Genomic DNA, 14,627 nt, shown 5'->3' on the forward strand with positions numbered 1-14,627 from the left:
GTTTTGCTATTCGTGAAGGTGGTCGTACTGTTGGTGCCGGTATCGTCTCTAAGATCATTGAATAAATAATGCTTGTTAAAGGGATGTTAAAAGTGTTTTAGTTTTGAGAGTTAGGGGTATAGCTCAGTTGGTAGAGCGGCGGTCTCCAAAACCGCAGGTCGCGGGTTCAAGTCCTGCTGCCCCTGCCAAAGGGGAATAGAATTTTACATATAAGGGAGTGGATTTTGCTGCCTTTTTCGCTTTTTTTGATATAGGGCTTGTTTTTTTGTGTATGAAACGGTATTGAATAAAAAGTGAGGAAATTGCATAAGTCTGAAAGTTGGCTTTTGCATTTCTTTCTGTTTATTTTTTTGTATAAAATACAATAGGGCTAGAGAGAGTATAGTGTGACGATGGCATCTAAAACCAATCCGATTACCTTTTTGAAGCAGGTTTATGCAGAAACAATTAAAGTGAAATGGCCTACACGTCGTGAGACGGTTATTTCTACTGTTATGGTTTTGTTGGTAACTGCGTTGGCTTCAGCTTTCTTTTTTATTGTGGATCAGGTTATGAATTTTGGTGTTTGGCGGGTTATTGATCTTCTGAAATATCTTTTTAGTTGAGAATGTAAGGAAGTGTGACTGTGGCAGCTCGTTGGTATATTGTTCAGGCATATTCAAATTTTGAAAAGAAAGTAGCGGAAGCTATTGATAAGGAAGCAAAGCAAAAAGGACTTGATCATCTTTTTGAAAAGATTTTTGTTCCAACAGAGCGTGTTGTAGAGGTTCGTCGTGGACGTAAAGTTGATGCTGAGCGGAAATTTTTTCCTGGTTATGTTCTTGTTCGTGCTGAGTTAACAGATGAAGTTTATCATCTTATTAAGAATACGCCTAAAGTGACAGGTTTTTTAGGATCGGATGCGCGTCCTGTTCCCATTTCTGATCGAGAGGTTGAGCAAATTCTCAAACAAGTTCAAGAAAGGGTTGAGTCTCCAAAGTCTTCTGTATTGTTTGAGGTTGGAGAGCAGGTTCGTGTTGCTGATGGTCCTTTTGTTTCGTTTAATGGAATTGTTCAAGAGGTTGAAGAAGAGCGCTCTCGTCTTAAGGTTGAAGTGCTTATTTTTGGGCGTCCTACGCCTGTTGATTTGGAATTTGGTCAGGTTGAAAAACTCTGATTAAACTTAGAGTAGTTTTAATTACTTTAAGGAAGGAGTGGGAGGTGATTTATGGCTTTTGTCGGCTTAATGATCCGAACCACGTGACTGCGGCGGGTAATGGGCAAGATAAATTGTCAGTATACCAGTGAAATTAAAGGCAGATTGTTATGGCAAAAAAAAGTATAGGTCAGCTTAAGTTGCAGGTTCCTGCAGGAGCTGCTACTCCATCTCCACCGATTGGTCCAGCTCTTGGGCAACGCGGTATTAATATCATGGAATTTTGTAAGGCGTTTAATGCAGCTACACAAGAAATGGAAAAGGGAGCACCGATTCCAGTTGTTATTACGTATTACCAAGATAAGTCTTTCACATTTTCTCTCAAGACGCCTCCTGTATCATTCTTTTTAAAGAAGGAAGCAAACCTGAAATCTGGTTCAAAAGAGCCTGGTAAAGTGTCTGTAGGAAGCATTTCTCGCGATAAAATTCGTTCGATTGCGGAATCAAAAATGAAAGATCTTAATGCGAATGACATTGAGGCAGCAATGCGTATGGTTGAAGGTTCTGCTCGCTCGATGGGCTTGGAAGTGGTGGGCTAATATTATGGCAAAAGTAGCAAAAAGAATAAAAAATATCCGAAAAGATATTGATTTTAATGAACTTTACGCTTTAAAAGATGCCGTTTCAATGGTTAAGGAGCGTGCAGTTGCTAAGTTTGATGAAACAATCGAAATTTCAATGAACTTGGGTGTTGATCCTCGTCATGCTGATCAAATGGTTCGAGGAGTTGCTCATTTGCCTAATGGAACAGGAAGAAATATTCGTGTTGCCGTTTTTGCTCGTGGGGATAAGGCTGAGGAAGCTAAGGCGGCAGGAGCTGATATTGTAGGGGCTGAAGATTTGTTTGAAAGCATTAATGGAGGGACTATAGACTTCGATCGTTGTATTGCAACACCAGACATGATGCCTCTTGTTGGTCGTCTTGGTAAGATTCTTGGTCCGCGGAGTTTGATGCCGAATCCGAAAGTTGGTACTGTAACACTTGATGTTGCCGGTGCTGTCAAAGCTTCTAAAGGTGGTGCTGTTGAGTTTCGTGTGGAAAAAGCTGGTATTGTGCATGCTGGTATTGGTAAGGCTTCTTTTGGTGTTGAAAAAATCGTAGAAAATATAAAGGCCTTTGCAAGTGCAGTCATTAAAGCCAAACCGCAAGGTGCAAAAGGTGAGTATATTAAGCGCGTTGCTGTTTCTTCGACTATGGGAATTGGTGTTAAAGTTGATCCAGCAACGGTTCGTTCAGAGCTAGTGTAAGCTGATTTATAATTTTATTTTGGGGTATGTGAATATCAAAATTGTATTTAAAATGCTGGTTTTGATCAGCATTTAGCTATCTAAGCTTTATAGGGCTTAGGTTATACCGGAAGAAATTCCGGAATATCCTGTCCGAGATTGTAGGTGATGCTTTTAAGTATCTTAATCAAAAAAAACCTGCATGAGACTGGGGTAAAAACTGAGAGTTAAAAGACTTAAAGGGTTTGAGCCAAGGTTGCCTTTGATCGTTATGCGTGAAAAAGGGGACAGGATCCTCATCGGTGACATGAAGTATTTTATGTTATCAAAGGTAACCAACAGGTTTGTTTTAAGCAAATCTGTTAAATGGAGAGAGACAGTGAATAGAGCGGAGAAACGCGAATTTGTTACATGGCTTAACGAGGCTTTTCGAAAGTCTGGTTCTGTTGTTGTTGCACATTATTCCGGTCTGACAGTTTCACAGATGAATGATCTACGTTCGAAAATGGGTGAAGCTGGCGGTGCCGTTAAAGTCGCCAAAAACCGTCTTGCTAAAATCGCTCTTCAGGGCACGGAATCTGAATCGATAGTGGGTTTGTTTACTGGACAAACACTTATTGCTTATTCAGAAGATCCAATCACAGCACCGAAAGTTGCTGTTGATTTTGCGAAAAGCAATGACAAATTTGTCATCCTTGGCGGTTCAATGGGTGCAACAAGTTTAACTGTAGATGCTGTGAAGTCATTGGCTTCATTGCCTTCATTAAACGAGTTGCGTGCAAAACTTGTGGGTATGATTTCTACCCCTGCGACCCGTATTGCACAGGTTGTTAATGCTCCTGCTGGTCAGGTTGCACGTGTCATTGGAGCATATGCTCAGAAGGATAAGGCGGCTTAAGGCTGTTTGTATTCACGTTTATGGAAGGGCTTTAATGCTTTTCTGTTTTTTTGGATAAGATTTAATAATGGTTCAAATCTTTTAATTGAAGGAATTTAAAAATGGCTGATCTAGAGAAGATCGTAGAAGACCTTTCTAATCTAACCCTTTTGGAAGCCGCTGAGCTTTCTAAGTTACTTGAAGAGAAGTGGGGAGTTTCGGCTGCTGCTCCTGTAGCTGTCGCTGCTGTTGCTGGTGCTGCTGCTCCAGCTGCTGAAGAAAAAACAGAATTTGATGTTATTCTTGTTGAAGGTGGCGCGCAAAAAATTAATGTTATTAAGGAAGTTCGTGCTCTTACTGGACTTGGTCTTAAAGAAGCTAAAGATCTGGTTGAAGGGGCACCTAAGCCTATTAAAGAGGGTGCTTCTAAAGAAGAAGCAGAAAAAATTAAATCTCAACTTGAAGCTGCTGGTGCTAAAGTAGAACTTAAGTAAATTTAATTTTATCGGCGGGCATTTATGTTCGCCGATTTTCTTTCTCTTAATACAAAGAGGAAAAATAATGAGTAAAAAAACCTTTTCCCAACGGTTTCGTAACAATAATGGGATAGGTTTGCACTATCCGTCCCTTCATCATAGAGTCAAAAAGATAAATGGCTTATGTTGATGGGGAAAGTTAAAGATGCTCATTATTGAGTATCAAGTGAACTGGTCTGCATATGCAGGTTAATGATATAAGGCTTTCAAGGTTGGTCTACCTTGAAGAGTAAAGATCAAGGAGCGACGATGGCTCAGACTCACGCAATGATGTCTCAATTCAATGGTCGTAAGCGCGTACGCAAATTTTTTGGTAAGATTCCTGAAGTAGCAGAAATGCCGAATCTTATTGAGGTTCAAAAAGCGTCATACGATCAGTTTCTCATGGTTGAGGAACCGAAAGGTGGACGACCAGATGAAGGTTTGCAAGCTGTTTTTAAATCGGTTTTTCCTATTTCAGATTTTTCCGGTACAGCTATGCTTGAGTTTGTTGGTTATGAATTTGATTTACCGAAATTTGATGTTGAGGAGTGCCGTCAACGTGATTTAACTTATGCTGCCCCATTAAAGGTCATATTACGTTTGATTGTTTTTGATGTTGATGAGGATACTGGCTCCAAAGATATCAAAGACATTAAAGAGCAAGGCGTTTATATGGGCGATATGCCTTTAATGACGACGAATGGTACCTTTATTGTTAATGGTACGGAACGTGTTATTGTTTCGCAGATGCATCGTTCTCCTGGTGTCTTTTTTGACCATGATAAAGGAAAGTCCCATTCATCAGGAAAGCTTCTTTTTGCTGCTCGTGTTATTCCGTATCGTGGTTCTTGGCTTGATATTGAGTTTGATGCTAAGGACATCATTTATGCACGTATTGATCGACGGCGCAAGATTCCTGTTACTAGTCTTTTGATGGCACTGGGTATGGATGCGTCAGATATTTTATCGACGTTTTATGATAAAGTGCCTTATGAGCGTGATGGAGAAGGATGGCGAGTTCCTTATTCTGTTGATCGCTTTAAAGGAATGAAGCTCATCTCTGACCTTATAGATGCAGATAGTGGTGAAGTCGTCGCGGAGGCTGGTAAAAAATTAACAGTTCGTACTGCGAAGTCTTTGGCAGAAAAAGGACTTAAAGCGGTTAAAGTTAGTGAAGATGATTTATTAGGTTGTTATCTAGCCGAAGATATCGTCAATTACGAAACAGGTGAAATTTACCTTGAAGCTGGTGATGAAATTGACGAAAAAGTATTAAAAATTTTGCTTGATGTTAGTGCTGATCAAATCAATATCCTTGATATTGATCACATGAATATTGGCGCTTATATCCGCAATACTTTGAAGGTGGATAAAAATGAAAGTCGGCAGGATGCGTTATTTGATATTTACCGAGTGATGCGTCCAGGTGAGCCCCCAACAATCGATACAGCAGAAGCAATGTTCCATTCATTGTTTTTTGATCCAGAGCGTTATGATCTTTCAGCTGTTGGGCGTGTTAAGATGAATTTGCGTATGGATCTTGATTGTCCAGACACAGTTCGAATTTTACGCCAAGAGGATATTCTCGCTGTTGTTAAGATGTTGGTTGAATTGCGTGATGGTCGTGGCGAAATTGATGATATTGATAATCTTGGCAACCGTCGCGTTCGTTCCGTTGGGGAGTTAATGGAAAATCAATATCGCATTGGTCTTCTTCGTATGGAGCGTGCGATAAAAGAGCGTATGTCATCGGTTGAAATTGATACAGTTATGCCACAGGATTTGATCAATGCAAAGCCTGCAGCAGCAGCAGTTCGTGAGTTTTTTGGGTCTTCGCAATTGTCGCAGTTTATGGATCAAACTAATCCATTGTCGGAGATTACCCATAAGCGCCGTCTTTCTGCTCTTGGTCCAGGTGGTTTGACTCGTGAACGTGCGGGTTTTGAAGTCCGTGACGTACATCCTACGCATTATGGTCGTATTTGTCCGATTGAAACACCAGAAGGCCCCAATATTGGTCTCATTAACTCCTTAGCAACATTTGCGCGAGTTAATAAATATGGCTTTATTGAAAGCCCATATCGAAAAATTGTTGATGGAAAAGTCACAAAAGAAGTTATTTATCTTTCAGCGATGGAAGAAGCAAAGCATTATGTCGCTCAAGCTAATTCTTCATTAGATAGTGAAGGTCGTTTTACAGAAGAGTTTGTTGTTTGCCGTCATGCTGGTGAAGTTTTAATGGCGCCGCGTGATCATGTTGATTTGATGGATGTTTCACCAAAACAGTTGGTTTCAGTTGCAGCAGCGCTTATTCCTTTTTTGGAAAATGATGATGCGAATCGTGCGCTTATGGGATCGAACATGCAGCGTCAGGCAGTTCCTCTTGTACGTGCTGAAGCGCCATTTGTTGGGACGGGAATGGAAGCCATTGTTGCGCGCGATTCAGGAGCTGCTGTGAGTGCAAAACGTAGTGGTGTTGTTGATCAAGTTGATGCTACTCGTATTGTTATCCGTGCAACAGAAGATTTAGATCCTTCAAAATCAGGCGTTGATATTTACCGCCTACAGAAATTTCAGCGTTCTAATCAGTCCACTTGTATTAATCAGCGTCCTCTTGTACATGTCGGTGATAGGGTAGAGAAAGGTGATATCATTGCAGATGGTCCATCCACGGATCTTGGTGATTTAGCTCTTGGGCGGAATGTTCTCGTAGCCTTTATGCCTTGGAATGGATACAATTATGAAGATTCTATTTTGTTATCTGAGCGCATTGTTGCTGATGATGTTTTTACTTCAATTCATATTGAGGAATTTGAAGTTGCAGCACGCGATACAAAACTTGGGCCTGAGGAAATTACGCGCGACATTCCTAATGTTGCGGAAGAAGCGTTAAGAAATCTTGATGAAGCTGGCATTATTTATATTGGTGCTGAAGTTCAACCAGGTGATATTTTAGTTGGAAAGATTACCCCAAAAGGTGAAAGTCCCATGACGCCGGAAGAAAAGCTTCTGCGTGCAATTTTTGGGGAGAAGGCATCCGATGTTCGTGATACTTCTATGCGTATGCCTCCAGGGACTTTTGGTACTGTTGTTGAAGTTCGCGTTTTTAATCGCCATGGCGTGGAAAAAGATGAACGTGCAATGGCAATTGAGCGTGAAGAAATTGAGCGTTTAGCAAAAGACCGTGATGATGAACAGTCTATTCTTGATCGCAATGTTTATGCGCGTCTTACCGATATGTTGACAGGTAAAGTTGCTGTAGAAGGTCCGAAAGGCTTTTCGGGCAGCAAAAAGCTTGATGGTACAGTAATGGGGCATTATCCACGATCCCAGTGGTGGCAATTTGCTGTTGAGGATGAAAAACTTCAAAATGAAATTGAAGCTTTGCGCAAGCAATATGATGAATCAAAAGAAGCATTACAACGTCGCTTTATGGATAAAGTTGAAAAGGTCCAAAGAGGTGATGAAATGCCTCCTGGTGTCATGAAAATGGTGAAGGTTTTTGTGGCTGTGAAGCGCAAAATCCAACCAGGTGATAAGATGGCGGGACGTCACGGGAATAAGGGTGTTGTTTCACGTATTCTTCCCGTAGAAGATATGCCATTTCTTGAAGATGGGACCCATGCTGATATCGTCTTGAATCCGCTTGGTGTGCCTAGTCGTATGAATGTTGGACAAATTCTTGAGACGCATCTTGGTTGGGCATGTGCGGGGATGGGCAAGAAGATTGGTGATTTGTTAGAATTGTATCAAGAGACTGGGGATATATTGCCGTTGCGTCAGCGTATTGAAAATCTTATGCCTGATGATAATCAAAATGAACCGGTCCGTCAGTATGATAATGAAAGCCTTTACAAATTGGCATTACAGATGAAGAAAGGGGTTTCAATTGCAACGCCTGTTTTTGATGGAGCACATGAGTCTGATATTAACATGATGCTGGAGGACGCAGGCTTAGATAGTTCAGGGCAGGTTACGCTTTATGATGGTCGTACTGGAGAGCCTTTTGATCGTCCAGTAACGGTAGGATATATTTACATGTTGAAATTGCATCACCTTGTTGATGATAAGATTCATGCACGTTCTATTGGTCCCTATTCACTTGTTACGCAGCAGCCATTAGGAGGTAAGGCACAGTTTGGTGGTCAGCGTTTTGGTGAAATGGAGGTTTGGGCACTTGAAGCTTATGGTGCTGCATATACTTTGCAGGAGATGCTAACAGTAAAATCAGATGATGTGGCTGGTCGAACGAAAGTCTATGAGGCAATTGTGCGTGGTGATGATACATTTGAGGCGGGTATACCCGAAAGCTTTAATGTGTTGGTAAAAGAAATGCGCTCACTTGCTCTTAATGTGGAGCTTGATGATGCGCGCGAATTTATTGCACAGCGGGCATTGTCTGATACAGCAGAATAATAATTCAAGGAGCGCAGTAGAAAAAGACTGCGCTCTGATTGCTTTAAGAGTTTCAATAACCTTATTAAGGTTATACAGGTCATTTTTAAAAGTAAATGTATTTTAAAGAAGATCTGTTATAAAAAAATGAGATATTACAACAGGTTCTAAGAATCTTTGAAGGAGAACAGCATGAACCACGAGGTCATGAATCTTTTCAATCCTCAAGCGCCAGCGCAGACATTTGACTCTATTCGCATTTCTATTGCGAGTCCTGAGAAAATTTTGTCCTGGTCGTATGGTGAGATTAAGAAGCCTGAGACTATTAATTATAGGACTTTTAAACCAGAGCGTGATGGTCTTTTTTGTGCACGTATATTTGGCCCTATTAAAGACTATGAATGTCTATGTGGCAAATATAAACGCATGAAGTATAAGGGCATTATTTGTGAAAAATGCGGTGTAGAGGTTACTCTTTCGCGCGTACGTCGTGAGCGTATGGGGCATATTGAACTTGCGGCACCTGTTGCGCATATATGGTTTCTTAAATCATTACCAGGTCGTATTTCTACACTTTTAGATTTAACTTTAAAAGATATTGAGCGGGTTCTTTATTTTGAGAATTATATTGTAACCGAACCAGGATTGACATCTCTTAAGCTCCATCAGCTTCTTTCTGAAGAAGAATATATGCTTGCTATTGATGAGTTTGGAGAAGATCAGTTTACAGCTATGATTGGCGCTGAAGCTATTTACGAGCTTTTAGCTGGTATGGAGTTAAATAAAATCGCCAATGATTTGCGTCTCGAATTAGCTGAAACAACTTCAGAGTTAAAGCAGAAAAAACTGATTAAACGACTTAAAATCGTTGAAAATTTTCTTGAATCTGGAAATAAGCCAGAGTGGATGATTATGAAAACAATTCCGGTTATTCCACCGGATTTGCGTCCATTGGTTCCGCTTGATGGTGGGCGTTTTGCGACATCAGATCTGAATGATCTTTATCGGCGGGTTATTAATCGTAATAACCGATTGAAACGGCTGATTGAATTGCGTGCTCCTGGAATTATCGTGCGCAATGAAAAGCGTATGGTACAAGAAGCTGTTGATGCATTGTTTGATAATGGACGGCGTGGGCGTGTGATTACTGGAGCCAATAAACGTCCTCTCAAGTCCCTATCAGATATGTTGAAGGGTAAGCAAGGACGTTTTCGTCAGAACTTACTTGGGAAGCGTGTTGATTACTCGGGGCGTTCTGTTATCGTGACGGGTCCTGAATTAAAATTGCATCAATGTGGTCTTCCCAAAAAAATGGCTCTTGAATTGTTTAAGCCTTTTATTTATGCGCGGCTTGATGCAAAAGGCTATTCATCAACGGTAAAGCAGGCAAAGAAGCTTGTTGAAAAAGAACATCCAGAAGTTTGGGATATCTTGGATGAGGTTATTCGTGAACACCCTGTTTTACTCAACCGTGCGCCAACATTGCACCGTTTGGGGATTCAGGCTTTTGAACCTATCTTAATTGAAGGCAAAGCTATTCAACTTCATCCACTGGTGTGTACTGCTTTTAATGCGGATTTTGATGGAGATCAGATGGCGGTTCACGTTCCGCTTTCTCTTGAAGCTCAGCTTGAAGCTCGTGTTTTGATGATGTCGACCAATAATATTCTTCATCCGGCCAATGGTGCCCCAATTATTGTTCCCTCACAGGATATGGTCCTTGGTCTTTATTATCTTTCAATTGTTTCTGAAAAAGAACCAGGTGAAGGAATGGCTTTTTCTGACATAGGTGAGCTTCATTATGCCTTGGAAAATAAGGTTGTAACGCTTCATACGAAGATTAAAGGCCGTGTTAAGAATATGGGGAAGGATGGAAAAGAAGTTTCTAAACTTTATGATACGACACCTGGTCGTTTGATTATCGGTGAGCTTTTGCCAAGAAATTCGGATATCTCATTTGATATTGTCAATCAAGAAATGACGAAAAAGAATATTTCTAAAATGATTGATCATGTTTATCGGCACTGTGGACAAAAAGAGACGGTTATTTTTTGCGACCGTATTATGCAGCTTGGCTTTTCTTATGCTTGTCGTGCAGGAATTTCATTCGGTAAGGATGATATGGTTATTCCTGATAGTAAGCCGCGTTTAGTTGCAGAGACAGAAGCTTTGGCTAAGGAGTATGAACAGCAATATAATGATGGTTTGATTACACAAGGTGAAAAATACAATAAGGTTGTAGATGCTTGGGGTAAATGTACAGATCGCGTTGCAGATGAAATGATGAAACGTATTCAAGCCGTCGATTTTGATCCTAAAACAGGTCGTCAACGGCCGATGAATTCGATCTATATGATGTCGCATTCTGGGGCACGTGGTTCTGCTAACCAGATGAGACAATTGGCCGGTATGCGTGGATTAATGGCAAAACCATCGGGTGAAATTATTGAAACCCCCATTATTTCAAATTTTAAAGAAGGTCTAACTGTTAATGAATACTTCAATTCCACGCATGGTGCACGCAAAGGACTTGCTGACACTGCGTTAAAGACGGCGAACTCTGGTTATTTAACACGGCGTCTTGTTGATGTTGCACAGGATGCTATTATTTCAGCAGTTGATTGTGGTACCGCAAAAGGGCTTACCATGCAGCCAATTGTTGATGCAGGACAAATTGTTGCCTCCCTTGGGCAAAGGATTCTTGGTCGTACAGCGCTTGTTGATATTCTACATCCTGTCTCTGGAGAGGTTATCCTTGAAGGTGGAGCGATGATTGAGGAAGCTGATGTCGCGAAGATTGAAGAAGCTGGAATTCAATCTGTTCAAATTCGTTCTGCTTTAACATGTGAAACACGTCTTGGTGTTTGTGCAAAATGCTATGGTCGTGATTTGGCGCGTGGAACACCTGTTAATCAGGGAGAAGCCGTTGGTGTTATTGCTGCTCAATCCATTGGTGAACCGGGAACACAGCTTACTATGCGTACTTTCCACTTAGGAGGAACTGCGCAGGTTGTTGATTCATCTTATTTAGAGGCATCTTATGAAGGTAAGGTGGAGATTCGTAATCGTAATGTGGTTCGTAACTCTGAAGGACATTTGGTTGTGATGGGGCGTAATATGGCTATCCTTATCAAGGATGAGTTAGGAAAAGAGCGCGTTGTACATCGTGTTAGCTATGGTGCCCATATTTTTGTTGATGATGGTGATATGGTTAAACGTGGCCAACGTATAGCAGAATGGGATCCTTACACACGTCCAATTTTAACGGAAGTTGAAGGCTATGTGGGTTTTGAAGATATGATTGATGGTTTATCTGTCACTGAAACAGCTGATGAATCTACGGGTATTACGAAGCGTTTGGTGATTGATTGGCGCGCTAATCCACGTGGTGCGGATCTTAAACCAGCCATTATTATCCATGCAGATAAAGAAGGTGAATCCATTGCTAAATTGTATAAGGGAGGTGAAGCGCGTTATATGATGTCAGTGGAAACTATTCTTTCTGTTGAGCTTGGTGCTCATGTTAAGGCTGGTGATGTTATTGCTCGTTTGCCAATGGAAAGTGCCAAGACGAAAGATATTACGGGTGGTTTACCACGTGTGGCTGAGCTTTTTGAAGCGCGTCGTCCAAAGGATCATGCGATTATTGCTGAAGTAAGTGGTACGATTCGATTCGGCCGTGGTTATAAGAATAAACGTCGTATCATTATTGAACCAAATGATGAAACTCTTGAGGCAGTAGAATATTTGATTCCAAAAGGTAAGTTGTTTCACTTCCAAGAAGGTGATCAAATTGAAAAGGGAGATTATATCCTTGATGGTAATCCAGCACCTCATGATATCTTGGCGATTAAGGGGGTTGAAGCTTTGGCATCTTATCTTGTTAATGAGATTCAGGAGGTTTATCGTTTGCAGGGAGTTCTTATTAATGACAAGCACATTGAAGTGATTGTTCGTCAAATGTTGCAAAAAGTTGAAATTACTGAATCTGGAGATTCTGGTTATATTCCAGGTGATAATGTTGATCGTATTGAACTTGATGAAATCAATGATAATTTGATTGCAGAAGGGAAGAAACCTGCCTCTGGTAATCCCATTCTTCTTGGAATTACAAAAGCTTCTCTTCAAACGCCTTCTTTCATTTCGGCGGCATCGTTTCAGGAAACAACACGTGTTCTTACTGAAGCAGCAGTTTCTGGTAAAATTGATACTTTGCAAGGACTTAAAGAGAACGTTATTGTCGGTCGTCTTATTCCAGCAGGTACGGGGGGTACGATTTCTCAAATCCGTCGTATTGCTGCAGTTCGTGATGATTTGATTGTAGATGAGCAGCGTAAGTCTAGTAATAACGAAGTGGCTAAGGCTATGTTGACAAATATGACAACCCAAGCAGTTACTGAATAATTTAAATATAACATCACATAATAAAAAAACGTCTGAACTTTCTATTCAGACGTTTTTTTATTTCGAAATGCAGAAGTTGCATATTTTCCTGAAAAATATCAAAAATTATAAGGCAATAGTTATTTTAAACATCTTTAGTAGCTTATTGTTTTGTAATTATGTGAAACTCAAAAGCCATATTCAAGGAAAAGAGTTGATTCTCTACAAATTAAATAATGATTGATTTTGAATTTTAGGAAAATTGTTGATTGATATCTTCTATAAAGATTTTAAAGGACTTATAATGAAAGATCGATAGTCTTTTCTGTAATCTAAAAAATAATTGATTCTCTACTATACAATACTTGTATGACAAGAATGTATCTTCTTCTAAATTAGAATGCAGGGAAGTAGAGATTAGGGTGCTCACTAAGTATTATAAAAATAGACATATTTCTTATCACAATGTGATCTATGAAGACAGAATGAAAAAATGTACGAATATTATTCAATTGGAAAATTAACACGTGAGTTTTCAATAACAGCTCGGACTTTGCGTTATTATGAAGAAGAGGGACTTCTTATTCCTTTTCGGCGTGGAAATACACGGCTTTATACACAAACGGATCATCATAAGTTAAAACAAATACTGCGTGCTAAAAGAGTTAAATTTTCGTTGTCTGAAATATCTGATATGTTGACAATGGTTGGAAAACTACCTGATGATGAGAAGAAGCTTAAGAAATTAATTGCAGGAATTCATAAAAAACGAGCTGATTTAAAGCAGATGCAGAATGATATTGATGATCTTCTACAGGATTTAGAACGAATTGAGGAGAGTTTTTTTGAGAGCTTAGCGGAGTTGGGGGTTAATCATTGATTATAAAATTTATTTCATCTGCTTTTAGACAATTTTCTTTTTATTAAAAGAGATAGGTTACACTATCTCTAAGGGGAATCTTTAACACTACATGAAATGTGTAAGTCATTTAAAGAAATAGAGTGTTCGAAAAAAGCTGCGAAGGTATTTTCGCAGTATATTGTCCTTGATAAGTAAAAAAATTATTTTTCATAAAGAAAGTAAAAAACAATGGCAGTTTCTCCTATGAGTGTTTTTCAATCTATTTTATCACGAAAGTCAATTCGTGCTTTTACGGATCAGCCAGTTAGGTTGGAAACAATCAAAGAAATCTTAAAACTTGCAGCACGTGCACCATCTGGAACAAATATTCAGCCATGGCAAGTGATTGTGCTTACAGGAAGTGTATTACAGAAAGTAGGGCAAGAGCTTTCACAACTTGTGCTTTCAGGTGTAAAAGGAGAGCGTGAATATAGTTATTATCCACGTCAGTGGCGTGAGCCTTATATTTCAAGGCGTCGAAAAGTTGGTTTGGATCTTTATCAGAGTCTTGGAATTCAAAAAGGTGATGAAGAAAAAATACTTCATCAAAAGGCGCGAAATTTTTTATTTTTTGATGCACCTGTAGGACTCTTATTTACAATGGATCACGACATGGAAATGGGGAGTTGGCTTGATTTGGGTATGTTTATGCAGACCATTATGTTAGCTGCACGTGGATTTGGATTAGATACCTGCCCTCAAGCTGCTTTTGCTGATTATCATAAAGAGATTCGTACGCTTTTATCTATTCCTTCTGATCGCCATATTATCTGTGGTATGGCACTTGGTTATCGCGATATGAGTGCTCCAGAAAACAATTTTGAGACAGAACGAGAATCGTTAGAAAACTTTGTACGTTTCATTGAAACATACCCATAAAATATTTTATATAATTAAGCATACGTTTTGAAGAACTTGGTGCATTATGCAAAATATTTCCGATAAGAATTTCGCATCTTTATTGAATTTTAATATTGCATATTAACACTTATTTTACTACGTTTGGAACATTAAGAATGGTAACTCTAGGGGCATTGTCCGTTTTTTGAGGGTTGGCTAATGGAAAACACTATAGAAAGAAAGTGTTGGGTGGTAGCAAGACGAGCGACATTCGTGTTTATTGCTGTCATT

Annotated in this window: 10 protein-coding genes, 1 tRNA gene and 1 pseudogene; all 12 read left to right on the forward strand. The window is 39.8% G+C overall.

Annotation, left to right across the window (positions count from 1 at the left end; all coding sequences use genetic code 11):
* A pseudogene (locus tag ACFIJ7_RS03940) lies at nucleotides 1-65 on the forward strand (elongation factor Tu); the annotation flags it as partial.
* 47 nt (nucleotides 66-112) lie between these two features.
* A tRNA-Trp gene (locus ACFIJ7_RS03945) sits at nucleotides 113-188 on the forward strand.
* A gap of 204 nt (nucleotides 189-392) precedes the next feature.
* On the forward strand, nucleotides 393-605 hold the full coding sequence (gene secE, locus ACFIJ7_RS03950; protein WP_375636240.1) for a preprotein translocase subunit SecE: 213 nt from the start codon (nucleotides 393-395) through the stop codon (nucleotides 603-605).
* 20 nt (nucleotides 606-625) lie between these two features.
* Nucleotides 626-1,156, forward strand: a complete 531-nt coding sequence (gene nusG, locus ACFIJ7_RS03955; protein WP_012755024.1) for a transcription termination/antitermination protein NusG — start codon at nucleotides 626-628, stop codon at nucleotides 1,154-1,156.
* 149 nt (nucleotides 1,157-1,305) lie between these two features.
* Nucleotides 1,306-1,734 (forward strand): 50S ribosomal protein L11, encoded by a 429-nt coding sequence (rplK, locus tag ACFIJ7_RS03960; protein WP_273723157.1) that lies wholly within the window; start codon nucleotides 1,306-1,308, stop codon nucleotides 1,732-1,734.
* Between the two features lie 4 nt (nucleotides 1,735-1,738).
* On the forward strand, nucleotides 1,739-2,443 hold the full coding sequence (gene rplA, locus ACFIJ7_RS03965; protein WP_375636241.1) for a 50S ribosomal protein L1: 705 nt from the start codon (nucleotides 1,739-1,741) through the stop codon (nucleotides 2,441-2,443).
* Nucleotides 2,444-2,801: 358 nt separating this feature from the next.
* Nucleotides 2,802-3,320, forward strand: coding sequence for a 50S ribosomal protein L10 (rplJ, locus tag ACFIJ7_RS03970; RefSeq protein WP_375636243.1), 519 nt, complete (start codon nucleotides 2,802-2,804; stop codon nucleotides 3,318-3,320).
* A gap of 101 nt (nucleotides 3,321-3,421) precedes the next feature.
* Nucleotides 3,422-3,793 carry a 50S ribosomal protein L7/L12 gene (gene rplL, locus ACFIJ7_RS03975; protein WP_012755028.1) on the forward strand — a complete coding sequence of 124 codons (372 nt, stop codon included), beginning with the start codon at nucleotides 3,422-3,424 and terminating at the stop codon, nucleotides 3,791-3,793.
* A gap of 291 nt (nucleotides 3,794-4,084) precedes the next feature.
* Nucleotides 4,085-8,233 (forward strand): DNA-directed RNA polymerase subunit beta, encoded by a 4,149-nt coding sequence (gene rpoB, locus ACFIJ7_RS03980; protein ID WP_375644665.1) that lies wholly within the window; start codon nucleotides 4,085-4,087, stop codon nucleotides 8,231-8,233.
* A 171-nt stretch (nucleotides 8,234-8,404) separates the two neighbouring features.
* Nucleotides 8,405-12,616, forward strand: a complete 4,212-nt coding sequence (gene rpoC, locus ACFIJ7_RS03985) for a DNA-directed RNA polymerase subunit beta' (protein WP_375644666.1) — start codon at nucleotides 8,405-8,407, stop codon at nucleotides 12,614-12,616.
* 472 nt (nucleotides 12,617-13,088) lie between these two features.
* Complete coding sequence (locus ACFIJ7_RS03990; protein WP_375644667.1) at nucleotides 13,089-13,475, forward strand: MerR family DNA-binding transcriptional regulator; 387 nt, start codon at nucleotides 13,089-13,091, stop codon at nucleotides 13,473-13,475.
* Between the two features lie 210 nt (nucleotides 13,476-13,685).
* Nucleotides 13,686-14,375 carry a nitroreductase gene (locus ACFIJ7_RS03995; RefSeq protein ID WP_375644668.1) on the forward strand — a complete coding sequence of 230 codons (690 nt, stop codon included), beginning with the start codon at nucleotides 13,686-13,688 and terminating at the stop codon, nucleotides 14,373-14,375.
* The last annotated feature ends 252 nt before the right edge of the window (nucleotides 14,376-14,627 follow it).

Origin of the sequence: Bartonella sp. MR100HLJHH (assembly GCF_042194215.1) — a bacterium.
GTDB classification, from domain to species: Bacteria; Pseudomonadota; Alphaproteobacteria; order Rhizobiales; family Rhizobiaceae; genus Bartonella; species Bartonella grahamii.